The organism is Nonomuraea sp. NPDC049158 (assembly GCF_040648335.1).
GTDB lineage: Bacteria > Actinomycetota > Actinomycetes > Streptosporangiales > Streptosporangiaceae > Nonomuraea.
In genome coordinates this window covers 1-25377 of the sequence record NZ_JBEZDM010000061.1, presented here as the reverse complement: position 1 = coordinate 25377, position 25377 = coordinate 1, and the positions used below count along the sequence as shown (strand labels likewise).

At 68.5% G+C, this 25377-nt stretch carries 24 protein-coding genes and 1 pseudogene; 14 read left to right on the top strand and 11 right to left on the bottom strand.

What is annotated here, in order from left to right; genetic code table 11:
- Nucleotides 1-32: 32 nt before the first annotated feature.
- From AB0B61_RS54885 to panB, 3 genes are all read right to left on the bottom strand, one after another.
- Nucleotides 33-1274 carry a S8 family peptidase gene (locus tag AB0B61_RS54885; RefSeq protein WP_358449854.1) on the bottom strand — a complete coding sequence of 414 codons (1242 nt, stop codon included), beginning with the start codon at nt 1272-1274 and terminating at the stop codon, nt 33-35.
- Nucleotides 1275-1384: 110 nt separating this feature from the next.
- Nucleotides 1385-2572: an AAA family ATPase gene (locus tag AB0B61_RS54880; RefSeq protein ID WP_358449852.1), complete on the bottom strand. Its 1188-nt coding sequence runs from the start codon at nt 2570-2572 to the stop codon at nt 1385-1387.
- 96 nt (nt 2573-2668) lie between these two features.
- Complete coding sequence (panB, locus tag AB0B61_RS54875; protein WP_358449850.1) at nt 2669-3499, bottom strand: 3-methyl-2-oxobutanoate hydroxymethyltransferase; 831 nt, start codon at nt 3497-3499, stop codon at nt 2669-2671.
- A 147-nt stretch (nt 3500-3646) separates the two neighbouring features.
- Here panB and AB0B61_RS54870 point away from each other — a divergent pair, with 147 nt between their 5' ends.
- From AB0B61_RS54870 to AB0B61_RS54840, 7 genes are all read left to right on the top strand, one after another.
- The gene (locus AB0B61_RS54870) at nt 3647-4864 is read left to right on the top strand and encodes an MFS transporter (protein ID WP_358449848.1); all 1218 of its coding nucleotides are present in this window, start codon (nt 3647-3649) and stop codon (nt 4862-4864) included.
- A gap of 91 nt (nt 4865-4955) precedes the next feature.
- The gene (locus AB0B61_RS54865; protein ID WP_358449846.1) at nt 4956-6512 is read left to right on the top strand and encodes an MFS transporter; all 1557 of its coding nucleotides are present in this window, start codon (nt 4956-4958) and stop codon (nt 6510-6512) included.
- Between the two features lie 7 nt (nt 6513-6519).
- Nucleotides 6520-7128 (top strand): TetR/AcrR family transcriptional regulator, encoded by a 609-nt coding sequence (locus AB0B61_RS54860; RefSeq protein ID WP_358449844.1) that lies wholly within the window; start codon nt 6520-6522, stop codon nt 7126-7128.
- A gap of 101 nt (nt 7129-7229) precedes the next feature.
- On the top strand, nt 7230-9329 hold the full coding sequence (locus tag AB0B61_RS54855) for a right-handed parallel beta-helix repeat-containing protein (RefSeq protein ID WP_358449842.1): 2100 nt from the start codon (nt 7230-7232) through the stop codon (nt 9327-9329).
- Nucleotides 9326-9715, top strand: a complete 390-nt coding sequence (locus AB0B61_RS54850) for a hypothetical protein (RefSeq protein WP_358449840.1) — start codon at nt 9326-9328, stop codon at nt 9713-9715. Before AB0B61_RS54855 ends, AB0B61_RS54850 begins: the two co-directional genes overlap by 4 nt.
- A gap of 440 nt (nt 9716-10155) precedes the next feature.
- Nucleotides 10156-10335, top strand: a complete 180-nt coding sequence (locus AB0B61_RS54845; RefSeq protein ID WP_358449838.1) for a hypothetical protein — start codon at nt 10156-10158, stop codon at nt 10333-10335.
- Nucleotides 10311-10613 (top strand): hypothetical protein, encoded by a 303-nt coding sequence (locus tag AB0B61_RS54840; protein WP_358449836.1) that lies wholly within the window; start codon nt 10311-10313, stop codon nt 10611-10613. The genes AB0B61_RS54845 and AB0B61_RS54840 overlap by 25 nt, the downstream gene beginning before the upstream one ends.
- A gap of 142 nt (nt 10614-10755) precedes the next feature.
- Here the strand turns inward: AB0B61_RS54840 and AB0B61_RS54835 are convergent, their stop codons facing one another.
- The gene (locus AB0B61_RS54835) at nt 10756-12237 is read right to left on the bottom strand and encodes a glycosyltransferase family 39 protein (RefSeq protein WP_358449834.1); all 1482 of its coding nucleotides are present in this window, start codon (nt 12235-12237) and stop codon (nt 10756-10758) included.
- Nucleotides 12238-12254: 17 nt separating this feature from the next.
- On the opposite strand from AB0B61_RS54835, the gene AB0B61_RS54830 reads away from it, so the two are divergent.
- Nucleotides 12255-12530, top strand: coding sequence for a hypothetical protein (locus tag AB0B61_RS54830; protein WP_358449832.1), 276 nt, complete (start codon nt 12255-12257; stop codon nt 12528-12530).
- A 345-nt stretch (nt 12531-12875) separates the two neighbouring features.
- Here AB0B61_RS54830 and AB0B61_RS54825 read toward each other — a convergent pair whose 3' ends face one another.
- The gene (locus AB0B61_RS54825) at nt 12876-13490 is read right to left on the bottom strand and encodes a TetR family transcriptional regulator (protein ID WP_358449830.1); all 615 of its coding nucleotides are present in this window, start codon (nt 13488-13490) and stop codon (nt 12876-12878) included.
- 151 nt (nt 13491-13641) lie between these two features.
- Here AB0B61_RS54825 and AB0B61_RS54820 point away from each other — a divergent pair, with 151 nt between their 5' ends.
- The 3 genes and pseudogenes from AB0B61_RS54820 (at nt 13642) to AB0B61_RS54810 (ending at nt 16362) form a co-directional block, all read left to right on the top strand.
- Complete coding sequence (locus AB0B61_RS54820) at nt 13642-14808, top strand: cytochrome P450 (RefSeq protein ID WP_358449829.1); 1167 nt, start codon at nt 13642-13644, stop codon at nt 14806-14808.
- Between the two features lie 13 nt (nt 14809-14821).
- Nucleotides 14822-15007 (top strand): annotated as a pseudogene (locus AB0B61_RS54815) (ferredoxin); the annotation flags it as partial.
- Complete coding sequence (locus AB0B61_RS54810; RefSeq protein WP_358449827.1) at nt 15004-16362, top strand: FAD-dependent oxidoreductase; 1359 nt, start codon at nt 15004-15006, stop codon at nt 16360-16362. The pseudogene AB0B61_RS54815 and the gene AB0B61_RS54810, both read left to right, overlap by 4 nt.
- A 197-nt stretch (nt 16363-16559) precedes the next feature.
- Here the strand turns inward: AB0B61_RS54810 and AB0B61_RS54805 are convergent, their stop codons facing one another.
- On the bottom strand, nt 16560-17783 hold the full coding sequence (locus tag AB0B61_RS54805) for an MFS transporter (RefSeq protein WP_358449825.1): 1224 nt from the start codon (nt 17781-17783) through the stop codon (nt 16560-16562).
- Between the two features lie 57 nt (nt 17784-17840).
- On the opposite strand from AB0B61_RS54805, the gene AB0B61_RS54800 reads away from it, so the two are divergent.
- Nucleotides 17841-18875, top strand: a complete 1035-nt coding sequence (locus AB0B61_RS54800) for a DUF5937 family protein (protein ID WP_358449823.1) — start codon at nt 17841-17843, stop codon at nt 18873-18875.
- Nucleotides 18876-18902: 27 nt separating this feature from the next.
- Nucleotides 18903-19223, top strand: coding sequence for a hypothetical protein (locus tag AB0B61_RS54795; protein ID WP_358449821.1), 321 nt, complete (start codon nt 18903-18905; stop codon nt 19221-19223).
- On the opposite strand, the gene AB0B61_RS54790 is transcribed toward AB0B61_RS54795, so the two are convergent.
- The 4 genes from AB0B61_RS54790 to AB0B61_RS54775 form a co-directional block, all read right to left on the bottom strand.
- Nucleotides 19199-20050, bottom strand: coding sequence for a hypothetical protein (locus AB0B61_RS54790; protein ID WP_358449819.1), 852 nt, complete (start codon nt 20048-20050; stop codon nt 19199-19201). The genes AB0B61_RS54795 and AB0B61_RS54790 overlap by 25 nt on opposite strands.
- 205 nt (nt 20051-20255) lie before the next feature.
- Complete coding sequence (locus AB0B61_RS54785; protein ID WP_358449817.1) at nt 20256-21254, bottom strand: hypothetical protein; 999 nt, start codon at nt 21252-21254, stop codon at nt 20256-20258.
- Nucleotides 21255-21336: 82 nt separating this feature from the next.
- The gene (locus AB0B61_RS54780) at nt 21337-21561 is read right to left on the bottom strand and encodes a DUF397 domain-containing protein (protein ID WP_358449815.1); all 225 of its coding nucleotides are present in this window, start codon (nt 21559-21561) and stop codon (nt 21337-21339) included.
- 105 nt (nt 21562-21666) lie between these two features.
- On the bottom strand, nt 21667-22659 hold the full coding sequence (locus tag AB0B61_RS54775) for a S66 peptidase family protein (RefSeq protein WP_358449813.1): 993 nt from the start codon (nt 22657-22659) through the stop codon (nt 21667-21669).
- A 346-nt stretch (nt 22660-23005) separates the two neighbouring features.
- Here AB0B61_RS54775 and AB0B61_RS54770 point away from each other — a divergent pair, with 346 nt between their 5' ends.
- Nucleotides 23006-23896, top strand: a complete 891-nt coding sequence (locus AB0B61_RS54770) for an aldo/keto reductase (protein ID WP_358449811.1) — start codon at nt 23006-23008, stop codon at nt 23894-23896.
- Nucleotides 23897-24030: 134 nt separating this feature from the next.
- On the opposite strand, the gene AB0B61_RS54765 is transcribed toward AB0B61_RS54770, so the two are convergent.
- Nucleotides 24031-24921: a tachylectin-related carbohydrate-binding protein gene (locus AB0B61_RS54765; protein ID WP_358449809.1), complete on the bottom strand. Its 891-nt coding sequence runs from the start codon at nt 24919-24921 to the stop codon at nt 24031-24033.
- Between the last annotated feature and the right edge of the window lie 456 nt (nt 24922-25377).

Genomic DNA, 25377 nt, shown 5'->3' with positions numbered 1-25377 from the left:
AGTGAGGGGGAACGGTCAGTGAGGGGGAACGGTCAGTACTGCGTCGCGTCGTGTACGTCGAGCAGCGGCTCCTTGACGCCGTCGCCCGAGTCGTCGGTCCAGTTGGAGTTGCCGGTGGCGATCAGCTTGCTCCGCACGGCCAGCGCCCCGGCCCGGGTGGTCGGCTTGCGGGCGCCCGAGGTGAGGATGCCGGCCGCGCCCGCGACGTGCGGACTGGCCATCGAGGTGCCGCTGATCGTGTTGTAGCCGCCGTTCATCCACGTGGAGTAGATGCAGGTGCCGGGTGCGGTGATCTCGATCGTGGCGCCGAAGTTCGAGTAGAACGCCGAGGTGTCGTCCTGGTCGGTCTCGCTGCGGCACGACAGCGTGCTGCCGCCGAGGCCGCCCGCCAGCCCGTCGTTGTCGGTCAGCGCCGAGACGGTGACCACGTCGGGGTGGTTGGCCGGGAAGAACGACGAGGCGTTGGCGTGGTTGTTGCCCGCCGCGACGACGACCACGATGCCGGCGTTGGTGGCGTTCGTGATCGCGGTGCTGATCGCGCTGCTCGTGCACCCGTTGCAGCCGAGGCTCAGGTTGATGACCTCGATGGTCGAGGCGCGGGCCACGACCCAGTTGAGGCCGGCGGCGATGGCCGACAGGGTGCCCGAGCCGGCCGCGTTGAGCACCTTCACCGCGTGGATGCGGGCGGCCGGGGCCACGCCGACGGAGCCGATGGTGTTGTCGCGCGCGCCGATGATGCCCGCGACGTGCGAGCCGTGGCCGTTGTCGTCGGTGCCCGTGTTGTTCACGCAGACGCCGGTCACGCAGTTGGTCCGGGCCACCACGTTCAGGTCGGGATGGGTGTAGTCCACCCCGGTGTCCACGACGGCCACGTCCGTGTTGATCTGGACGTCGTCGACGCCGTCGATGTCCAGGTTCGGGTTGGACGGGGCGAAGATCCGCCGGACGCCCGTCGGGACCGTCTGCGCGAACGCCGTGACGACGGCGTCCTTCTCGACGGTGAGCACGTTCGGGGTCTGCCGGAGCTTCTCGGCGGCCTCCGCGGTCAGGGTGGCGGTGTAGCCCCTGAAGGCGTCCTCGTAGACGCCGATCAGGTGCCCGCCGTACCTGCTGACCTGGTCCTGGGCGGCGGCTTGGGTGCCGGCGCGGACGTTGGGGTTGAGCTGCACGATGTACGTGCTGGTCTCCGGCGCGGCGGCCGAGGCGGGGAGCGGCGCCGCGGACAGAGCCAGCGCGCCGACGAGCGATGCGAGCATCAGGGTGCGTGGTCGCATGACAGGTGTGAACCCTTCCTGGGTATTGGACGGGGATCACTGAAAACATGAGGCAGAAGCGCGCTCGCGGCCATACGTGGAGGACACGTATTGCGACTACTTAGTGCGTTTCACGTCGTGCCGACGTTGAGCTGCCTGCGTGAGCTGAGGCCGAGCTTGCGCAACGCGTTGGCGATGTGCACCTCCACCGTGCGCGGCGACAGGAACAGGCTCTCGGCGATCTCCTTGTTGGTGAGACCGTCCGCGGCCAGCCTGGCCACCTCCTCCTCACGCGGCGACAGCGTGCCCTGAGGTGCGGCCGGGCCGGCGAGCCTGCGCCGGAGCCGCCGGCTCGCCGCCGGGGTGATCGTCTCCGAGACGGCCTGCCTGACCAGCGGCTGGCGCAGGCCGTACCTGCCGGGTGCCCACTCGCGCAGCAGGCCGCACCGCACCGCCTCGGTGAGGCCGCGCTCGCCCTGTTCCGGCGGCACGCCCGCGACGCCCGTCAGCACGTCCTCGCACACCGGATGCTCGACCTGGGAGGCCGCCTGCACGATGTGGCGCGCCGCGCGCGGCAGCGCGGCCAGCTTCACCAGCACGGCGTCGCGCAGCGCGGGCGGCGTGCCCGGCTCCTGGCCGTCGGCCAGCATGCGGGTCAGCTCCTCGATGGCGCGGGGTACGCCGCCGGTGAGCGGCCACAGGTCGGCCGCGCCCGGCAGCAGGTGCTTGACCAGGAGGGCGGTCTCGGCGGTGGCGAGCGGGGCGAGCGCGATCTCGGCGTGGTCGATCCTCGGTGGCAGGTGCGCGAGCAGCTCGGTCACCGGATGGCCCAGGTCCTCCGTGCGGTACGTGACCACCAGGTTGACCCCGTCGGGCAGGCAGCGGGCCAGGAACGCCAGCAGCTCCCTGGTCCCCGGATCGACCCAGTGCACGTCCTCGACCACCAGCGTGATCGGCCGCAGCGAGCCCAGCAGCGACAGCACCGCCCTGAACAGCCGATGCCGTTCCACCATCGCGTCCTGGATCGGGGGCGGGGTGGGCGGCAGCAGATGGCCGCATTCCGGGAGGAACGGGCGTAACGCCCCGGTGATCGGGTTGAGGTCGCGCAGCGGGCGGACGTCCCGCAACGCCTCCACGACCGGCCCGTACGGGAACCGCATGGGGTGGCAGCTCCCGACGAGCATCGGCTGGCCGGTCAGCTCGTGCAGCAGCCGGGTCTTGCCGACGCCCGCCTCGCCCTCGATCAGGAGGACGAGCGGGGGACGGCTCAGGGCGTCGGCCAGCTGCCGAAGTTCGTGCTCTCGTCCCACGAAAGGCATGACGCGCACCCCAACCCGGCCGGACTATAAGCAGTCAATAAACTTTTTCCTATTTGTCGGGGTGTGTCCAGGGTCCTGTCCGTGGCCGGTCACTGGTCACTCGTACGAATGACCGGCCTCCGGGAAGGCGCCCGAGGTCACGTCGGCAGCGTAGGCGCGGACGGCGCGGTCCATCTCCGTGGCCAGCTCCGAGTACTGCTTGACGAACTTGGCCGGACGCGGGGTGAGCCCCATGAGGTCCTGCCACACCAGCACCTGGGCGTCCGTGGCCGGTCCCGCGCCGATGCCGATCGTCGGGATGGCGAGCGAGGTGGTGACCCGTTCGGCCAGCTCGGCGGGCACGCATTCGAGCACCACCGAGAAGGCGCCCGCCCGTTCGAGGTCCTTGGCGTCCGACATGAGCTCGTCGCCCGACTGGCCGCGGCCCTGGACGCGGTAGCCGCCGAGGACGTTGACCGACTGCGGGGTCAGGCCGAGGTGCCCCATGACCGGGATGCCCGCCGAGACCAGCAGCTCGACCTGCGGCAGGACGCGCCGGCCGCCTTCCAGCTTGACCGCGTGCGCGCCGGCCTCCTTCATGAAACGCGCCGCCGTCTCCAGCGCCCGCTGGGGTGAGCCCTGGTACGAGCCGAACGGCAGGTCGGCGACCACGAGGGCGCGCGCGGAGCCGCGGACGACGGCGGCCGTCAGCGGCAGCAGGTCGTCGACCGTGACGGGCAGCGTGGAGTCGTAGCCGTAGACGACCATGGCCGCGGAGTCGCCGACCAGCAGGACCGGGATGCCCGCCTGGTCGAACACCCGGGCCGTCATCGCGTCGTAGGAGGTGACCATGGGCCACCTCTCTCCGCGCTCCTTGGCCGCGATGAGGTCGCGGACGGTGACGCGGCGGCCGGTGGCGCCGCCGTACAGCATTGTGGAAGAGGACATGACAACCCTCCGGTGAAGTCTCGAGGCGCCCCTGTGGCGTACCCGGACCCTTCCGATGATGGCACGCGGCCGACGGCGCACGGCGATAACCGGTGGCGGAATTGTCGGTGCCGCTTGCCACAATGGACCTGGAGGTAAGCAATCAACATGGCTCTCGACCCTTACAAGCGGCTGTTCCGGCTGCCCGGCGTGCGGACGTTACTCCTGGTGGGCCTGATCGCCCGCATCCCCACCACCGCGACGGGCATGGCGTTGACGCTCTATGTCGTCAACGGCCTGGGGCTCGGCTTCGGGCAGGCGGGGCTGGTCACCATGGCCAGCACGGTCGGCATGGCCGTCGGGTCGCCGCTGACGGGCAGGTTCGTCGACAAATACGGCCTGCGGCCGATCCTCACCGTCACCACCGTCGCGCAGGCGGCGTTCTGGGCGAGCGCGTGGGCGCTGCCGTACGCGGCGCTGGTCGTGGCGGCGGCGGTGGCGGGGCTGCTGGGGCAGCCGGTGTTCAGCGTGATCAGGCAATGCCTTGCGGCCATGGTGCCGCTCGAGCACCGCAGGGCCGGCTTCTCGCTCGACTCGATGCTGGTCGAGCTCGCCTACATGGTCGGCCCGGCGCTGGCCGTGGCCGGGATGACCACCCTCGGCAGCGGGCCGACGCTGGCGAGCATCGCGGTCGGGCTGACCGGCTCGGGAGTGGCGCTGATCGCGCTCAACCCGCCGACCCGGTCGGCCGAGGAGCTGAAGGCGCCCGCGATGAAGGTGCCCCGGCGGCAGTGGCTCACGCCCGCCTTCGTCGCGCTGCTGGGCACGGTGGCCGCGGCCACGTTCGTCCTCACCGCGACCGAGCTCGCCCTGGTCGGCACCATGAAGCACGCCGATCAGACCCCGTGGATCGGGCTCGCGGTCGCCATCTGGTGCCTTTACTCGCTGGCGGGCGGCTTCGTGTACGGTGGGCTGTCGCGCGGCGTCTCGCCCCTGGCCCTCATCGCGGGCATGGGCCTGCTGACCGTTCTGGCCTCGCTGGCCGGTGGCGACTGGTGGTGGCTCATGCTGGCCCTGCTGCCCGCCGGTGTGCTCTGCGCCCCCTCGCTGTCCTCCACGGTCGACACCGTCAGCCGCTGGGTGCCCGCGGGCGCCAGGGGAGAGGCGATGGGCTTCCACGGCACCGCCCTGCTGATCGGCGGGGCGCTCTCCGCGCCGGTCGCCGGGGCGGTCATCGACGCGCACGGCCCCGCCTGGGCGTTCGTGGTGGCCGGGTTCACGGGGGTGGCGATGGTGCTGGTCGCGCTGCCGTTCTGGCGGCGGCGGCCCCAGCCCGTCGAGGCGCCACCGGTCGAGGTCGCGGAGCCAGTCGTCGCCACGAGTTAACCCTTACGAAACGAGTCCGTTGCGTATCGGAATATCCTTGCGATACGGTAGCGTTGCGAAACTCAAGCGTATCGAAATTAAGGTGCTTTCCATGGATGCGAACACAGGTCATCCACGCCGCTGGCCCATCCTCGGCGTGCTGGTGTTCAGCCTGCTGGCGGTCGTGCTCGACAACACGATCCTCAACGTGGCGATGAAGACCATCGCGGACCCCACTGTCGGTCTGGGCGCGACCCAGAGCGAGCTGGAGTGGGCGATCAACTCCTACACGCTGGTGTTCGCCGGCTTGCTGTTCACCTTCGGGGTGATCGGTGACCGCACCGGACGCAAGCGGATGCTGTTCATCGGCATGTTGATGTTCGGCCTGGCCTCGCTGGCCAGTGCCTACGCGCAAGATCCGATGCAGCTGATCCTGGCCCGGGCGGCGATGGGCATCGGCGGCGCGGCCATCATGCCGGCGACCCTGGCCATCATCTCCAACGTCTTCCCGCCGAGTGAGCGGGGCAAGGCCATTGGCGTCTGGGCCGGTGGTGTCGGCTTGGCGGTGGCGATCGGCCCGATCACCGGCGGCGTGCTGATCGAGCACTTCTGGTGGGGCTCGGTCTTCCTGGTCAACGTGCCGATCGTGATCATCAGCATGATCCTCATCGGCACGGTCGTGCCGGAGTCGCGTGACCCCAAGCCGTCGAAGCTCGACCCGATCGGCGTGGTGCTGTCCATCATCGGCCTGGTCGCCATCGTCTACGGCATCATCCGCGGCGGCGAACTGGCCACCGTGGCCTCCGCCGAGGTGCTCACCCCGACGCTGATCGGTGTGGCGGTGCTGGCGGCGTTCGTCTGGTGGGAGCGGCGTACCGACCACCCCGCCTTCGACGTGCGTAACTTCGGCAACGTCCGGTTCTCCTCCGCCATCGGCATGATGGGCATCGTCTTCTTCGCGATGATGGGCGGGATGTTCTTCCTGACCTTCTACATGCAGATCGTGCTGGGCTTCACCCCGGTGCAGGCGGGCGCGCTGATGATCCCGTTCGCCGCGGCGCAGCTCATCTTCGCGCCGCTCAGCCAGCGGGTTAACCAGCGCTTCGGCGCCAAGCTCTCCTCCGTGGTCAGCATGCTGGTGGTCACCGCGGCGCTCACCAGCTACGCGTTCCTCGACCAGAGCACGCCGATCGTGGTCATCGAGATCATCTTCTTCGTGCAGGGCGCCGCGATGGCCAACATCATGCCTCCGGCGACCACCGCGATCATGGAGGCGCTGCCCAGGGAGAAGGCCGGTGTCGGCTCGGCCATGAGCAACACCGTCCGGCAGATCTCCGGCGCGCTCGGCGTGGCCGTGCTCGGCTCGGTGCTGTCCTCCAGCTACCGGGGCGAGATCGCGCCCGCCCTGTCCGGCCTCGGCCTTCCGGCCGATGCCCAGCACGCCGCCGGTGAGTCGATCATGGCGACGGTCGGCGCCGCGCACGCCCTCGGCCAGCACGGGCAGGCGCTGATCCAGCCCGCCTTCAACGCCTTCCTCCACGGGATGCACACCACGGCCCTGGTCTCCGCGGTCATCGCGCTGCTGGGCGTGCTGGTCGTGCTGAAGTGGATGCCGGGCAAGGCACGCCCGGTCCAGCAGGTGGAAAAGAAAGAACCAGCGGTAGTGTGAGGCCGCGATGACGATCCAGGAATCCACGACGGCCCGTCCGGCGGGCCGTCCGCGCAGCGAAAAGGCCGAGAAGGCGATCATCGAGGCGACACTCGACCTGATCGCCGAGGGCATGGGCGTGTCTGAGCTGTCCATCGAGGCGATCGCGTCGAGGGCGGGCGTCGGCAAGACGACCATCTACCGGCGCTGGTCCAACAAGGAAGACCTGGTGGTCGACGCGCTCGCCACACTCAGGGCACCGCTGCCGCCGCTACTCCAAGAGTCGGTGCGCGACGACCTGATCGTCCTGCTGGAAGTGATCCGCAAGGAAGCGGGCGAGGCCCGGGGCCGGTGCGTGATGAACATCGCGATGAGCGAGGCGGATCGCTACCCGCGGCTGATGGAGCGCTTCATGAAGCGCGCCGTCGAGCCGCGCAAGCGGGCCATGCGCGGCACGCTGGAGCGTGGCGTCGCCTCGGGCGAGCTGAGGCCGGACCTCGACATCGATCTCGCCATGGCCATGCTGTCCGGGACCATGATGCACCACACCAAGTGGGCGCCCGCCGGCGACCTGCCCGCCGACCTGCCCGAGCGGATCGTCGACGCGGTCATAGCGGGGATCGGGCCCCAGAGCTGAGACCAGCTCTCAGGATGGAGATTCGGACGGCCGGGAGATTCTCCCGGCCGTTTTGATCTTGGCTCTAGGCAGAACATGAGTCCTGTTCTAGCGTCGCGGCCATGCCCCCCATGCGCAGGTTCGCCACCGTCGTCGCCCTGAGCTCGTCCCTGCTGCTCATGCTCGCCGCCCCGGCGCTGGCCCACGAAGAGCGCCCGGTCACGCTGCCCGACGGTTCGGGCACCTTACCCGTCTTACGCAGGGCGGAGCCTGATCTGCTGGTCTGTAAAACAGACGCGGACGACTTCGCCCGAAGAATCGCGACCTTCCCGGAACCCACCAAACAACGCAACCTCCAGCTTTTCGCGAAATGTCGGGAACAGGGGGTGAGGGATCTGCAGGAGGCCGTCGACAAGGTCGACCGGCCGGGCATGACCATCGCCGTACTCCCCGGCCTCTACCAGGAAGAGCCCAGCCAGGCCGCCCCGACCGGCGACTGCGCCCACCTCCCGGCCCGCTGGTCCACCTGGGGCTACCAGATCCTCTCCTTCGAACAGCAGCAGCGCTGCCCGCACAACCAGAACCTCGTCGCCATCCTCGGCAAGAAGGACCTCCAGATCGAGGGCACCGGCGCGTCCCCCCTCGACGTGATCGTCGACGCCCAGTACCGCAAGCTGAACGCCATCCGCGCCGACCGTACCGACGGCGTCTACTTCAGGAACCTCACCGCCCAGCGCACCACCTTCAACTCCCTGTACATCCTGGAGACCGACGGCTTCGTCATCGACCAGGTGCTCACCCGCTGGAACGACGAGTACGGCTTCCTGACCTTCGCCAGCGACCACGGCCTCTACACCGACTGCGAGGCGTACGGCAACGGCGACGGCGGCCTCTATCCCGGCAGCGCCTCCAACCTCAATGACGGCCGCGGCCACGAGATCACGCGGTACGCCATCGAGATCCGCCGCTGCAAGAGCCACGACAACGCGCTCGGCTACTCGGGCACCGCGGGCGACTCGATGTGGGTCCACGACAACGAGTTCTACGACAACATGGTCGGCGCCACGATGGACAGCCTCTGGCCCAGCCACCCCGGCCTGCCGCAGAACCACGCCACGTTCGAGAACAACAAGATCCACGACAACAACAAGGACTACTACGAGTACACGCGCAACGGCACCTGCGCCAAGCCGCCCGCCCAGCGCGGCTACGAGCAGGGCGTGGTCTGCTCCCAGACGGGCGCCCCGCCGGGCACCGGCGTGCTGGTCGCGGGCGGCAACTACAACGTCTTCAAGAACAACCAGATCTGGGGCCACAACCGCGCGGCCTTCGGGCTCTTCGGCGTCCCCGCGTTCATCAGGGGCGAGAACGACCTCGCCAAGCAGGCCGACACCGCCAACTACAACCGCTACGAGGGCAACCTCTTCGGCGTGAGCCCCACCGGCGAGCGGCGTCCCAACGCTCTGGACGTCTGGTGGGACGGCCAGGGGACCGGCAACTGCTGGCAGGCGGACGTGGGCCGGTCCTCGCCCGCGGTGCTCCCGGTCTGCGCGGCCAAGGCGCCCGCGCTGTCCGGTGGCTCCAACCGCTGGCTGGCCGAGCCGGTGAAGCTCATCAAGCTCTACCTGTGCGCCGACTTCAGCGCCGCGCAGGCGCGGCTGCCCGCGGGCTGCGACTGGTTCGGCGCCGCCGGCCTCGGCAAGGTGGAGGCTCAGCTCGCTCTGGGCGGCTCGGCCGTGCTCGCGCTGATCGCGGTCCTGTTCTGGCGGCGGACCGGCCAGGCCGTACGACGGCGCAAGGGCGATCCGGCGGCCAACGGGGTGCCTCCGGCGATGGCGGCGCGCAGCGAGTACCGGCACCGGCTGGTCGTGGCCGGGAGCCTGTGCGGGTTCCTGGGTCTGGCGTTCGACGTGGTGGCCGCCGCCACGGCCGGCACGCTGATGGCGGCGCTCGCGCTGCTGCTCATGGCGGGCTGGTGGCTCTGCCTGGGCGCGGCGCTGCGGCGGGGGCGGCCGGTGTTCGGCTGGTTCACGATCGTGCTGGGGCTGCTGGCCGCTGTGGACGCGTTCGACCGGGTGGTCTACCTGATTCCGGTGATCCCGTTGGGGCCCGGCTGGGTTCGCGGGCTGCTCACCGGGTTCTGGGTGCTCTGCGCGGTGGTCGTCCTGGCGCCCAGGCGACGCGGCAGCACGGCCTCGGCCGCAGCTGAGGTGCCGGCGTGAGGCGAGTCGTCGCCGCTCTGGCGTGCGCCCTGGTGTGTGTGCTGGTGGCGGGGTGCGGGCCGTTGGCGCAGACCCACCACAACCCCGGCAACAGCCACGAGGTCTCCACGGGACGGCCCAGCGCGCGGCCGAACGCGGCGATCACCATCGCCGGGGGCAAGGTGAGCCTGCCGTCAGGGTGGCTGGAGGTGGCCAAGGGGCGGCCGGTCAGCATCACGGTGACCAGTGACGTCGCGGACGAGGTACACGTGCACGGGTACGACCTCAAGGCCGAGCTGCGCCCCGGCGAGCCGGTGACGCTGCGGTTCACCGCGGACCTGACCGGCGTGTTCCAGGTGGAGACGCATCGGAGCAAACTCGTACTCACCCAGGTGGCGGTGCGATGACGGGCGCTCACCCTCCTGGCCGTCGCGTACACCCTGGGCTGGCTCGTGATCGGCCCCGCTGACGGCAACGCCGGACCGTACCTGGTGTATGTGCTCTTCTGGGTCGGGCTCGTGCCTGCTTCGCTGCTGTTCGGGCCGGTGTGGCGGGTGCTGAACCCGTTCCGGCTGCTGCCCGACCGGCCGCGCGCGCCGCTGCCGCCGCGGCTCGGCTACTGGCCCGCCGCCGTCGGCCTGCTGGCGTCCACCTGGATGGAGCTGGTCGCCCCAGAGCCCGCCGCGCCCGCGACGCTCCTGGTCTTCTGCGGCCTGTACGGCACGGCGCAGCTGGCCGGAACCCTGGTGTACGGCCACGCGTGGCTGTCCAGGGGCGACCCGTTCGAGGTGTACTCGACCCTGATCGGCCATCAGTCCCCCTCAGCAGGCGGACCGACGGCAAGCCGGTGCTGCGCAACCCGTTCGACGGCCTCGACGCCCTCGAGCCGGCCCCCGGCCTGGCGGCCATCGCCGGGGAGGCGGTGCTGTACGGCGCCTGCCTCGGGCTGGCCGGACTGGTCGGCGGGACCAGGGGACTGGCGCCCCGCTTCGCCATTCGCTGGTGCCGATCGCGATCGGTTACCTGATCGCGCACTATTTCTCGCTGCTGCTCATCGAGGGCCAGCGCGCGACCATCCTGTCACTCGGCCTCGACGCCTCGGTGGACCAGAACGCCGTCAGCCCGGCCACGATCGCCACAGTCCAGATGCTGGCCATCGTGCTCGGGCACGTGGTGGGCGTGGTCGCCGCGCATGACCGCTCCGTCCGCCTGCTGCGGCCCGACAGGGCGGTGGCGGGGCAGATCCCGCTGTTCGTCCTGATGATCTGCTACACGATCGGGGGCCTGACTCTGCTCTTCGCCTGAAAGTGCTGGGGTACTGCGACCTAGCCGAATTCTCTGAACTCGTTCCCGGTGATCGTTTCGCTGGCGATGTCGCGGAATCGGGATACCAAGGGGCCTCGGCGACGCGGGCTTCGGCGCTGCTGGTCAAGGCGGGCTTGCCGGGTCAGCTGATGGTGCGGAGGGCGGGCCATATCATTGTCCACGGGGCGCGGATGCCGGTGCACACCGTGACCGGCTTGCCCTGTTCGCCGTTGTCGATCCCGAGCCGATTGTCGATACGGGCCACGTCTCGGCAGCCGGTGAAGTACTGGGCCCAGTTGGCCGGCCGCCAGTCCCCGACGTGGACGACGACGGTGCGCTCGGCGGGCGGAGGTCCCCAAGTCCAGTAGGAATTGTGGCCGGAGTGGACCGGCGGCAGGCTCTTGCCGAGGAGGATGAGAGGGCTGGCCTCGCTGTAGCTGTTGGCGAGGATCACCGCGTGGGCGCGTTGCGCCGGGGGCAGCCCGGCCACGACCTGTTCCACGGTCGCCACGTACTGTGGCCAGCCGATCTGGTTGGCCACGTCGGGCACCGTGGCCGGCAGGGTGGTCTTGGCGTAAGCAGCGACCGGCAGGACCGGCAGGGTCAGCAGCGCGATCAGCCCACCGGAGGCGACGGCCGCCGCGCCGAACCCCGCGATCTTGAGCCGTCGATGGCCCCGGGCGATCCACGTGTCCAGGACGATCCCGCCGGCCGCCATGAACAGCGCGGCGCTGCCGATCGCGTAGTACGCCTTGCCGCCGCTGAGCAGGACCAAGACCATGGCCACGAGGGCGGCGACCCCCAGCGGTCGCCAAGGCGCGGCGGCCCGCGACCCCAGCACCCAGACCAGGCCCATGACGCAGACCGGGAACAGCAAGGGACCGGTGAACAGCCACAGCAACGGCAGGACCTGGGCGCGGTTCGTCGCCGCGTACCCGGCGATCCGCGAGGCCATCGTCAGCTGCGGCCAGCCGTTCTCGGCCTGCCATGCCAGGTTCGGTGCCCACATCACGGCCGCGATCACGGCCGCGGCCCACGCCCACGGTGAGCGGACGACTTCCCAGCGCCGGCACAGCAGCACCCCGATGGCGAGCCCCGCGGCGAGGAACAGCAGCGTGTCCTTGTTCTCCAGCCCGATGCCCGCGCTCAGCCCCACCGCCACCCACAGCCGCCGATCCCCGCCGGCGAGCAGCCGTACCAGTAACCACATCACCACCGCCCAGACCAGCAGGTCCGGCTCGGTGGTGGTGTCCAGATGCCCCGCGCCGAGATACCCCGAGACGCCGGCCGTCACCGCGACCAGTATCTGCGCCCGGCGCAAGCCACCCAGATCGCGGGCGATGAACGCCACGATCATCACGACCGAGGCCATCTCCAGCGCCGGCAGGATCCGCACCGCCGTCGGCGAGGCCCCCAGGATCGCGACCGCCGCCGCCGACAGCAACGGCTTCAGCGGTGGCTGATCCACGTACCCGAACGCCGGATGCCGCCCCGCCACCGCGAAGTACATCTCGTCACCATGGAAGCCGTACGCCCCCGACAGGCTGAGCAACCCGGCGACCATCAGCCCGGCCACCAGCCACACCGGCCACGGCACCGCCCACGATCGGGTCGTCACATCCACGCCGTCAACCATCGGTCGTGATCACCACCGGTCGTATGGGTAAGGCGTCCGCGATCGCCGTAGCGCGGGCCCAGCCGGAAGAGGTGGCGGCCGGCTCGACGTCGCTCGACGGATCCGGTCGGCGAGGACCGTTCGCCGCGCGGGCCGAAGATCTCGCGCTCGGCCGCCGTGCGATTGACGCCTGCGACCGCCGCCGTCGATCCATTCGACGTGCGGACATGTCCTTGCCCGTGTTCGCGCTCATGATGAGTCCAGCAGTCAACGAGCCTCAGTACCGCCTGATATCTGAATGATATCATATTGCTAGCACTCATCGCCCACGTCGGTGACGTCTGAAGGCGCCGGTGCACGCGACGGTTGACTGGCGCCCGGGTGCGCACGACCTTCTCGACGAAGCGATCCAGCCGCGGATCACGCTGCGTCCGCCAGAAGCCGTCGTGATAGGCGAAATACCTAGTGGAGCGGAAAGCCCGACGACTCCCGGAGGAGGCCGTGGACGCCTACTTCCGGTGGGCGGGCCTAAGCGATCCAGGTACGGCATGACCGTCACTTCTCAGGGGCCCAGTAGCTCTGGCTTGACACACCTGAGCATGTGGTCGCGGACCAGGCCTAGCGGGGATGCGTACGTGCGAGCCCGGTCACAATGTCCCCAGCCCGCGCATGGCGATCTCGACGGCCCGGCGGCCGGCCTTCAAGTACTCCTCCTCCGACTGCCCATGCAGCTCCCCGCAGGTGCGCGTCGCCGCCTGGACGGCGCCCAGCAGGGAGCCGAGCGCGGCCGCCGCGCTGATCGGGTCCAGCTCGTCCGGGAAGGCCTTCAGGAACGCGCCCGCGATCTTGCTTTGCAGGTCGAACAGGACGTGCAGGGCCTTCGCCTGTACGGCCGGGACGGTCATGATCAGGTTGCCGTAGACCTCCATCCGCTCCCGGTCGCCGGCCAGCGGGCCGTCGGCGAGATATCGGGCGATGACCCGGTCGTAGGTCCGCAGCAGCAGCTCCGGCACTCCTTCATCCGGCGCCCGCTCGGCGAGGACCTCCAGCGCCGCCTCGTAGTAGTGCTCGGCATCGGAGAACAGCACATCCTCCTTGCTCGGGAAGTAGTTGAAGAACGTCTTCGTGGCCACATCCGCTTCGGAGGTGATCTGCGCGACGGTGGTCCGCTCGTAGCCCTGCTCGCTGAACAGCCGGTACGCGGTGCTGACGAGCAGCTGCTTGGTCTGGCGCTTCTTGCGCTCGCGCCGTGTCTCCTCCACGGGGATGAGCTTACATCACGACTGTTTTTACATCAGTTGTATTTTTACTCTTAGTGGTGTTAAGTGAAGCCGCGTCACCTCCAGAGCAGAGAGGAATGAGATGTCCGCACCCTCGAGCCCGATCCCGATCCCGAGCCCTGTTCCGATTCCGATGACGCGTCGCCCAGGCTGCCCCTTCGACCCGCCCGAAGAGCTCGGGCACCTGCGCGCCGACCATCCCGTGGCCCCGATGATCTACCCCGACGGCCATATCGGCTGGCTGGTGACCAGGCACGACCTGGTCCGCTCTGTCCTGGCCGACAAGCGCTTCAGCCACCGGGCCGAGCTCACCCACAGCCCGTTCCCCGGGGCGACTCTCAGCGCGAAGCCTCGGCCAGCACCGCCCGGCGCCTTCCCCTCCATGGACCCGCCCGAGCACACCCGCTACCGCCAGCTGCTCACCGGCCAGTTCACTGTCCGCCGGATGCGCCAGCTCACGGGACGGATCGAGCAGATCACCGCCGAACACCTGGACGCGATGGAGCGGCACGGCCCGCCGGTGGACCTGGTGGAGGCGTTCGCGCTGCCGCTCCCGGCCCTGATGATCTGCGAACTGCTGGGCGTGCCGACCGCCGACCGGGCCGATTTCCAGCACCACATGGCCGTGCTCGGGGGCATGGGCATATCTCCGGAGGACAAGGTCGCCGCCTTCGCCGCGGTGCAGGGGTTCATGCGCGACCTGGCGGCGGCCAAGCGCGCCCGGCCCACCGATGACCTGTTCAGCGGCCTGGCCAACAACAGCGACCTGACCGACGACGAGCTGTCCGTCATCGGCGGCATCCTCATGGGCGCCGGTTTCGACACCACCGCGAACATGCTCGCCCTGAGCGCCTTCGCCCTGATGAGCCACCCCGGCCAGCTCGCGCTCCTGCGCGCCGACGCCGGCAAGGCCGTCGAGGAACTGCTGCGCCACCTGAGCATCGTTCCCGGCTTGAACCGGGCCGCATTGGAGGATGTGGAGCTCGGCGGCCAGCTGATCAGGGCCGGTCAGACCGTCACCGTGTCGATCCCGGCGGCCAACCACGACCCGCACCAGTTCGCCGACCCCGACGTACTCGACCTGGGCAGCCCCGCCACCGGGCACGTGGCCTTCGGCCACGGCATCCACCAGTGCCTCGGTCAGCAGCTGGCCCGCGTCGAGCTGCAGGTCGGCCTGCCCGCGCTGTTCGAGCGGTTCCCGACGCTGCGCCTGGACATACCGGCCGAGGAGGTACCGCTGCGCACCGACATGATGATCTACGGCGTGCACCGGCTCCCGGTCACCTGGGACGTGGTGTGATGCACATGACGGGGACCGGGAACGCTGCTGCGGCGCGGGCATGTGCGTGCTCAGCGCTCCTGAAGTCTTCGACCAGCATCCCGACGACGGCGTAGTGGTCCTGCTCGACCCGACGCCGCCGCTCGAACTGCACACGGCCGTCCGCGAGGCCGCGCTGCTGTGCCCGGCCACGGCCATCGCTTTGACGGAGGAGCGGTGAGCGGCGTGCTCATCGTCGGCGCCTCGGCCGGGGGGCTCACCGTGGCGGAGGTGTTGCGAGCCAAGGGGTACGCCGGGCAGATCCGGCTGGTCGGTCAGGAGCCGCATTTACCCTATGACCGGCCACCGCTGTCGAAGGAGGTGCTGGCCGGATCCTGGCCCGCCGAACGCGTCTTCCTGCGCGAACCCGCTCGGCTCGACGCGCTCGGCGCCGAGTTCATCCTCGGCCGCCGCGCCGAACGGCTCGACACCGCCGCCCGTACAGTGGATCTCGACGACGGGCGGACGCTGTCGTACGACACGCTCGTCATCGCCACCGGGCTGAGCCCGCGCCGGCCGCCGTTCCTGGGGGACCTTGCCAGCGTGCACACGTTGGGCGCTGATGACCTCGTCGGGGTGCCCGCGTTGCGTACTCAGGACCTTGTCGGGGTGCATACGTTGCGCGCTCAGGACCTCGTCGGGGTGCATACGTTGCGCACTCTCGACGATGCCCTGGCCCTGCGCGAGCGGCTGCGCGGGGCGCGGCGGGTCGCGGTCATCGGCGCGGGCGTACTCGGCTGCGAGATCGCCGCCACCGCTCGCACCCTGGGAGCTGAGGTCACGCTCGTCGACCCCCTGCCGACCGTGATGGTCCGCCAGCTCGGCGACGAACTCGGCAGCCTGGTGGGGGCACTCCACGAAAGCCATGGAGTCGGGGTACGCACCGGGGTGGGCGTGGCCGGCCTGACAGGAGCGGCTGCCGGGGATGGTCCGGGCAGGGACGGCCCAGGTGGGGATGGTCCGGGCGGGGGTGGTCCGGCCGAGCGAGTCGGTGCGGCCGGGCTGGTCGGTGCGGTCGAGTTGACCAGCGGCGAGAGTGTCCCCGCCGACGTGGTGGTGATCGCCGTCGGGTCCGTTCCGGCCACCGGCTGGCTGGCCGGAAGCGGCCTGTCGCTCACCGACGGCGTCGAGTGCGACTCCCATTGCCGGGCCGCACCGGGCGTGTACGCCGTGGGCGACGTGGCCCGCTGGCACCACGAGCTCCTGGGTACGAGCATCCGCTTGGAGAACCGCACCAACGCCACCCAGCAAGCCATGGCCGTGGCCGCCGACATCATGGGCGACGGCGCGCCGTACACCCCGATCCCGTACTTCTGGACCGACCAGTACGACGTCAAGCTCCAGATCCACGGCCACATCCCACCCGGCGCCCGCTTGCGCCCACTCGACGGAGAGCCGGGCAGCGGCCGGTTCGCCGCCCTGGCCGAAGCGGACGGCGTCCCCACTGCGGCGATCGGCTGGAACCATCCGCGCGGCGTCAGGCTCGCCCGCGGGCACGTCACCGACGCCCTCCGATCCATGACTAGCGGGACCTGAACACCTGGACGGTGTACCGGCACCCCCGCGCCACACCGCCCACTAGCGGGGATGCGGTCTCGCGCATGAATGATCTTCGGATGTTCCACTGCTTCTCCGGCCACACCATCCACGCGGTGAGCGGCCTCGACGGTGTGCCTGGTGTGGTCGGGAGCGGGACCATCTGGACGTGGACTCGTCGCAGCTCCGCCTCTTCGCTAGGCGGCGGGGATCATCGTGGCCGCGTGTCGGGCCACGGCGGTGGCGCCCGTGCCGGCCAGGACGAAGAGGGCGGCCAGACCGACCCAGCCCGCGGTGCCGTGTTCGACGGCGGTGGTGGCGAAGATCGGGGAGAACATGGCGGCGATCGCGTAGCCGGTCTGACTGAGGCCTTGGTAGGCGCCGGCGCTGCGCTGGTCGGCCAGTTCGAAGGCCATGCCCCAGCCGCCCGCCTCGCCCAGGATCTCACCCATGGTGTGGGCGAACGCGGCCAGGACGAACAGGACGCAGGCGACGATCATGTTTCCGTAGCCGGCCAGGGCGTACAGACCGCATGCCATCGCAAGCAGCCACGACGCGCGCATGACCGTGCGCCCGGCCTTGCGCACGTCGTCGGTGCCGCGCGAGGCGCGCACCTGGAGTGCGGCCACGACCACGGTGTTGAGGACGAGGAGCACGGAGACGATGGCGGTGGGCGCGCCGGTGGCGGCCACCCAGAGCGGCATGCCGACGTTCAGCAGGCCGAAATGCGTGGCCACCACGGCGTTGCACGCCACGCTCGCGATGTACGTACGGTCCCTGAGCGGCGAGGGTCCGGTGGACGCGGTGCGCTCCCCGACGGCGGTCATCCTGGCGGCTAGTTCCGGCACCTGACGTCCGAGCCCGGCCAGCGGCACGGTGGCCATCAGCAGCAAGACGCCGGCGACGATCATCGCCACACGGTACGCCGACGCGGTGCCGATCAGGAGCGCCGCCGCGGCGGACACCGTACCCAGGCCGATGAAGACGTTCGTGACCACGCGCATCCGGGCCCGGACCTCGACCCGCTCCGGGCCGGTGTACCACCGCGCCAGCATCGCCTGCTTCGCCGAGGAGCACACCGAACGCATGATCACGGCCAAGCAGGCGATCAGGGCGAACACGACGGCGTCGGAGACGAACGCGTAGGCGAGCAGCGCAACCCCGTTGAGCCCTGTCGCCACCGTCTGGATATGGTGCGCGCCGACCCGGTCGGCCAGCCACCCTCCCGCGTACGAGGCCATCACCCCGGTGCCGCCCGCGATGCCCAGCCCGAGACCCACCGTCGTCGCGCTGAGCCCGATGACGAGCGTGAAGTACAGCGTGCTGACGGTGTAGAAGACGCCGCTGGCGAGCGCGAACGCCATCGTGCTGACGGTCAGTGAGCGGGCGACGGGGTCCTGAGGGAAGAAGGTCTGAATCACGGGGGCTTTTATCTCGCAATGGGGCCTTTGCCGCCAATTGATGTAGCGTATGGCTTCATGGCCGGGCTGGTCGAGTATGAGCTCGCGGGGATGGATGTGGCCGACGTCCGCTTTGCCATCTCGCCGCTCAACGAGCTCACGTTGTCGTTGCGCACGTTCCGCGACCCCGGGCGCTATCCCGTGCACCTGCCCTGGCTGCGCCGCACGGAGCAGGCCCGATCCACGCTGGACGTGCCCCTGCTGAAAGCGCTCACCAACGACGACATGTGGACACCGGACTACCTGTCACCCCGCCCCCACGCCCCGCTCACCCGCATCGACGACGAACTCGCCACAGTCGCCCGCGTCCCGGTGGACCGGGTGCTCGACGACCTGCGCGTCATCCACCCCCGGCTCCCCGAGCCGCTGCGCGGCGACCCGTCGTCCCGCATCCTGGACGCGCTGCGGGACTACTGGCGTACCTGCTTCGCGCCCTGGTGGCCCAGGATGCGCGCGGTCCTGCAGGCCGACGTGGTCCACCGCGGCCAGGTCATCTCGGCCCGCGGCCTGGCCGCGATGTTCGCCGACCTCAGCGAGCGTGTTCAGCTGAAGGACGGCGTCGTACGCATGAGGCTGATCAGCGACACCCGCTACCGGCGCTCCACCAGCGGCGAGGGCATCACCCTGGTCCCGACCCTCTTCACCCGGGCCTCCACCGTCCCCATCTCCCCGTCCGAGCCCCCTTTGATCATGTACGGCACTCGAGGCGTCGGCACGCTGTGGCAACCGGAGCCCCGTCACTCCCCAGGGGTGCTCACCGACCTTCTGGGCGCCACCCGGGCAGGGCTGCTCACCATGCTCGAGACCCCCGCCTCATCGACCGAACTCTCCGGCCGCCTTGGCGTCACCCCTTCGGCCGTCAACCAGCACCTCCGCACCCTCCGCGCCGCCGGCCTCCTCGCCAGCGCCCGCCACGGCCGCTCGGTCCTCTATCTACGCTCGGAGCTCGGCGACGCCCTCGTCACCGGATCAGGACTCCGGGCCGCCGGTGTCGACCGCGAAGCGGAGGACGCCGCACACCCCGGTCCCGGTCAGTTCGGCCAGGAGGCCTGAGACGCCGAGCTGCTCGCCTTCTGGTCGGTGATTCACGTCCCAGATATTGAGATCCCCGCTGTCTTCGGCCACTTCCAGAGGGTGCTGCGGCCCGGCGGACTCGTGTTGGTCGGCTTCCATGTCGGTGACGGGTCACGATTGAAGACGCAAGGTTATGGCGGCCATCCCATGAAGGTCCACGTTCACCACCGTCAGCCCGCTCAGGTGGCAGCCTGGCTGCGCGATGCCGGGTTCATGGTCGAAGCTCAGATGCTGTCAGGTGTCGAGTCGGTACAGGCGGAAGAAGGCGCATGGAAGGCCCAGGTGGCGTTCACTCTACGAATTCAACCTGTTCCGCAGCCGTTATAGCTGGCGGCGCATTGCGGCGCAGTCCATTGTGTGCCAATGGCGTTGGTCATGCTGGTAAAAGTGGAGACCCCCCAAGCCCATGCGGACAGGTCTTGTGGTGGCTGGTTTGCCTGAATGCCGAATCGGGAACCGTTTCCGGCTCGAATCTCAGCAGCCACTTTCTGGTAGGGAAGCCAGATATTCTGGTTCTGTTGGTAGTCTGTCATGTTAAGCCACAGCGTGTTTGCCGTCGCCTCGCCAGCAGTTGGCCACGCCAACCAATGAACCACATTGGACATCGGAAATAGCGGGCTGCTGATAACTCTCCAGCGTGGATCGTTGAAATCAGCCTGCAGGACCAACTGGCCGAGCGTGCCAGGTTGGTAGAGATAAAAGTTGTATATGTTGGTCAATGCTTGGCCATTACCGGCGAGCGCCTGTCGCAAGCAAAGATCCCCGTACCAGCGAGCCTGGCGGTAGAAGTAATGACACCAGTCCGTCCCCCAGTAGTCGGAACCTTCTTGTTGGGGTACTACAACCGTAGTATTCCTGGGATTGTCGCTGTAGGCCATGGCTCCCCTCGGGGCGGCAAGGCTGCCGCCTCCGCGCTCCTGGATCATGTTCAGCACAGGGGAGTCGTTGTTCGGATCTGGTGTAGCCCCAGTCGTCGATAGCCCGGTGGCAGAAACGGACGGGGATGGCGATGGTGCGTTGACGGCTGCCCCCGATGGGGATGCGGATGTGCTCCCGCGAATGGCCATCTGGCCATGGGCATCGCAGGCGGCCAGGGCGAGGGAGAATGCCCCTACGAGCACGAGTGTAATGAAATCCGGCTTGTTCGATGTCATCGAGGGCCTTCTTCGTCAGTTACGGCATGACCGGCTGCATTGCCCGCCACAGAACAGGACCATTATGTTCTGCCATGCCACTTGCGATATGTGCACATATCGGAACGCGCCAGCCGGGGAGGTCAAAGTGGAGTTCCAGAAGAAGTCAAGAGTAGTCGTAATGCGCGCCTCTCGGAATTTTGTCAGTTTTGAAGACTTGGTGGGATTAGGCGCTCACCTTGTTCGTCAGGGGGAGCAGTTGGTTCTGCTCGTGCCCATGACCACCTTCCCCCAAGGGCTCGTGCTGTCCAGAAAATGAATCCGGCTGTTGCGAAGTTCCGCGAATAACGAAAGCGGCTGCAGGCCTTCGTACATCGGCAGCATGTGATCGAGCCGGGTCGTGATTTGCGGTGGCCCAGGTCCTGGTAGGCGCGCACCCAGAGGGGAGCAGGCTGGTGAAGTGGGCGATGTCACGGTGGAACGCGTCCATGATTCCGTGCAGGGCGGTTGCCGGGAACCCCGCGCCCAGCAGTTGGGCGGCGTCGGCGAGGACGTCATCCAGCCGGTAGGAGTCCATGGGGCCGTCCGGGGCGAACGCGTCCGCCGGGGCCAGAACCCCGGGGCCGATTCCGTACGCGTCGGGCTCGTGTCTCCATCCGGACGGGACCGCGAGCTCAAGGGGTACCACCACGTCGAAACCGTCCGGGGTGACGGCGCGTTCAGGGGCGGGGTCGAGGTCGAGTTCGGTGGCGACGCGGGCGATGAGGGAACGGTCGTCGTCGCTGAGGTTCTCCTTGCGGAGGCCGAACGAGAGCATCCACTCCAGGCCGGCCCGGGTGTCCCTGGCGATGACGCGTCCTCCGGGCTCCTGGCCGAAGAGGGCGACAGGGTGATCGGTTCCGCCCAGTTCGGGCGCGGGCACCACCCATCCGACGTGGGTGCCGTTGCCCAGATGGCCGAACTGCAGATACTCCGGCGTGGCGAACAACGGCACGTGGGCGCCTCGCCACGCCGGACCTGGATAGGCCTCTTCCCAGCCGTCGGGAGCGCGGGGAACGGATTCCAGGTCGAACATGAAGTCGTAGTGCGCTGTCAGGAGTCCGTCGTCGTACACCTCCTCGTCGATGAAGGCGTGCGGCCAGGCGATGTCGACCAGTTTGGCGAGCGCGGGCGGCGTGGGAAATGGGAACAGGTCATCAACCCAGGTGGGGGGCACAGCAGTCATGGCGATCAAGCTGCCACTCGCCCGGCGGGCGCGGCAAGCGGTTCGTGCACGTACGGCGGTCGTGGTGCTGCCGGCGTTGGGGTCAGAAGTCGAATTCGCCGTTCTTGGCGCCATCCATAAAGGCCGCCCAGACTGATCCGCTTACCACGTATGGCGCCAAATCGGGTCGTTCGGTGTCTCTGAGTGCCACACGGCCGCCGCCTAGAGGGGCGACCTCGATGCAGTCGCCTCCATTGGCGCCGGACTTGGTGGCCTTGCGCCAGGTGGCGGCTGCCAGTTCAGCGGCCAACTCAGCATGGACGTTCATAAGTCACCATCTTCTTCTCGCATATTGCGGCTTCTGTCTCGTTCACCAAGCGCCACGACATGCACGAGCGTCGTGTCGTGTGGACCGACCTTGGCCAGCCCCCCGTCAGTGACGTAGGAGCGTCAGGCCTGTCTGGACGTTGGCGACGGTGAGCTGGGCCTGGCCGCCGACCGGAAAGGTGGCCAAGGGGTTGGTATGGCCGACGTCGATGTTGGCGAGGACGGGGACGCCGGTCAGTGCCGGCTGGGCGTCGATGATCTGTTCCAGCATCGGGCGGGTCATATTGCTGGCGTGCTGGAATCGTCCGATCGCCAGCCCTCGAATTCCCGGAGCGTCGGGAAGCTGCAGCAGCGAGGTCAGATTGCGGGCGAAGGTCGCCGGCTGCGACTCGAAGTCGTCCTCGATGATCAGTATCGCGTCGTCGAGAGATGGCATGAAGGTGGTGCCTTGCAGCAGGTTGAGGGTGCACAGATTGCCGCCGACGATTCGCCCCTCGGCGACGCCGGGCCGGATCGGCCACCATCCCTCGTTGGATGTCAGCTCGCGCTTGTCCTGGTCGAGGAACCAGAGATCATCGCTCCAGTGTGTTGCCGGGGTCAGGGTGATCGGAGCGGTGTCGAACATGACCGAGGTGAACCAGCGCAGGGTCTGCTCGAGGTGGTCTCGCATCCCGAAGGTTGACCAGTGTGGGCCGGAGTAGGTGACCAACCCGGTGCGGGCGAGGATGGCGTTCTGCAGTGCCGTGATATCGGAGTATCCGCACAATATCTTTGGGTTGGCGCGGATCAATTCCCAGTCCAGGTACGGCAGCAACTCATTGGAGTTGTAGCCGCCGATGACCGTCAGAATCGCCGCGACCGATGGGTCCGCGAAGGCCTCGTGCAGGTCGGTGACGCGTGAGGCGATGCTGGAGGAGTTGAACGCGTCTCGCTCGTCGACATGGCTGCCATAGGAGAGCGTCAGGCCGAGTTCGGCGAATCGCGTGTTGATGATGTCGGTGTGGTCGTGTTCCATCACGAACGCGCGGGACACGGCCGGCGTCACCACTCGTACGACGTCGCCATCGGTCAGCTTGGGAGGGAAGATCACATCCGTCATTGTCGGAGTGTATGGGTCAGGGCCGCGGCATAGCTGATATTTATCGGCTCCTTGGTCACATGGAGCCGAGGGCGGCAAAGGCCGCGAGAAATGCGGCGGATGGTTTGGGCGAGGTTGTCGACTGTCTTTGCTGAGGTAGCACGTGGACGCTTGAGAAGAGCGGGGCATTGGAACGGGAAACAACTGTGACGTGGGAGTCTGCGCGGTGAGGGTGCTGGCAAGGACCCCGGCCGACCTGCTGGGGAGCTGTTCCCAGGGCTGTCAGCTCGGCGCTCCATCTATTCCTGGCCTGGGAGGTACTGGGGTGCTCTCCCTCGCACGGCCGAGGCTTCCTACAGTGGATGTCATGACGACTACATCTCTCCAGCTGAACAACGGTGTCGTGATGCCGGCTCTCGGCTTCGGCGTCTTCCAGTCGTCTCCGGAAGAGACCGCCGCGGCGGTCGAGACCGCGCTGAAGACGGGCTACCGGCACATCGACACCGCCGCCGCGTACGGCAACGAGCGCGAGGTGGGTGAGGGCATCCGCCGTTCGGGGCTGGACCGCTCGGAGGTGTTCATCGAGACCAAGGTCTGGGTGAGCGACTACGGGTACGACCAGACTCTGCATGCCTTCGACAAGGCCGCCGGGAAGCTCGGTGTGGAGCGGATCGACCTCCTGATCCTGCACCAGCCGGCGCCGAAGGGATTCGACGCGACCATCGCCGCCTATCGAGCGCTCGAGAAGCTCCTGTCCGACGGGAAGGTCCGTTCCATCGGGATCAGCAACTTCATGCCCCGGCACCTGGCCGAGCTGATCGAACGCACCGATGTCGTGCCCGCGGTGAACCAGATCGAGCTGCACCCCTACTTCACCCAGCCCGAGGTGCAGCGGGCCGACGCCGAGCACGGCATCCTCACCCAGGCGTGGTCGCCCATCGGCGGCATCACCTTCTATCCCGGCTGGGGCGAGCACCGCAGAAGCGTGCTTTCCGATCCGGTGCTGCGTGAGATCGCCGACGCGCACGGGAAGACGTCGGCGCAGGTCATGCTCCGCTGGCACTTGCAGCAGGGGCGTTCCGCCATCCCGAAGTCCGTCAATCCCGCCCGCATCGCCGAGAACTTCGATGTGTTCGACTTCGAACTGTCCGCCGAGGAGATCGCCCGCGTCGACGCTCTCGACACCGGCGTGCGCAGCGGTCCGGATCCCGACGAGCGGGACCCGATCAGCATGGGGATCGTCATCCCCGAGGCGTAAGCGCTGGGCTACTTCGTGGGCGCCGGCTCCCAGAGCCCGTTCGACGTGGGCCCGGATGTGGTCCACGAATCGGGACATCGGCACCGCTGAGGGCCTCGGCGCCCGAGTGGCGCGCCAGACGGCGTTCTTCCCTGTCAACTAGTGATCTTTCCTGCGGGGAAACGTGGTCTGCCGAGGTATGTCCACCCGGTGAAGCCCGGCTTGTAGATGCCTGGTTCGAGATACTTGAACCATAGAAGCTCGCCACTGCGGAGCAGGACGTAAAAGACGCCCCGGTAGGCCGTCTCGTCCAGATGGATCCACCATCCGGTGCCGTTGGGCTCATATTCGTCTCTGAACCAGGTCCGGCCGCCTTTCTCGGGTGCGCGCTGGCGGTGCCAGTACGCCTCTCCGCGTGCGTCGATGGTGAACAGGACACCGCCTCCCGAAGCGACGATGCGGCGGTAGTGTTGCCAGCCCTGCTTGACCACCTTGCAACGACCGGCGTTCATCCATGGTTCGGCGGCGTCAGGTCCCAGATAGCGAAACCAGCAGAGTTCGCCGTCAGGGCGGAGGCCGTAGAAGATCTGGTCCGAGCCGTTTCCGGGAGCGGCGGTGAAATCCTTGAATGCGCTGAACCCGTGCCCGATACTCTGGCCGGAGTCGGCTTCCAGGCGTGCGCCCGGCTGGTATTTGAAGCGGAACAGCTCGCCTGACACGTCCACTCCATAAAGGGAACCGTCCGCTCCTGCCTCCAGCCAGCGGAATCGGTTCCAGCCGCCGCCAAGTTCCTCTCCCTGCGGGGTCAGCCACTTGGCGCCGCCGTTCTCGGGGTCGGTGTGGACGAATCGGCGGAGGGTTCCGTCGGCGAAGATCGCGTAGAGCACACCGGAGCCCGCATAAGTGATCTTTCTCGCCTTTGCGAAGGATGGGAGCGTCTGCGCCACCTTCACGGTCTGCGAGGGTGGTGTGTCATCGCCGAGGAAGCGCACATAGGCGGGTATCGCGGCGATGGCTGGGATCAGCACGGCTCCGGCCAGCCACATCAGGAATGTGTGGCGATCGAGCCGCCTGTGGGGCTCCTCTTCTCGGGCTGGCTTCTTTTTCTGCGGCTCTTTCTGTGTCCGGGGGCGGGCGGCGGTGCGGGCACGGGAACGTGGTGGCATCGGAGGTTCTCGTCCGGGGGAAGGGGCGAGACCAATGACAACATGTCGTCGCTCTCCGCGCTACTGCAATCACGAAAAGTGAGCATGAGTCGGCAGGCGAGCGAGCCGCAGGGCGTAGCGGGGTCCGCCCAGGAGTCTTTCGGGGCTCATGGGGTTGCGGGTGATCAGGTGCCGGCGTTGGCCAGATGGAGGTCGCGCACCAGGTCGATGCAGTCCACTAGCGCGCGTTCATGGCGGCTCTGGCCGGTGGAAAGAGGTGTCCAACTGGCATAGGGCCGGGGGAGCGCGAGGGGGCTGGAGCCAGAGCCAGCGGACGGCCTCACCGCCAAAGGCGAA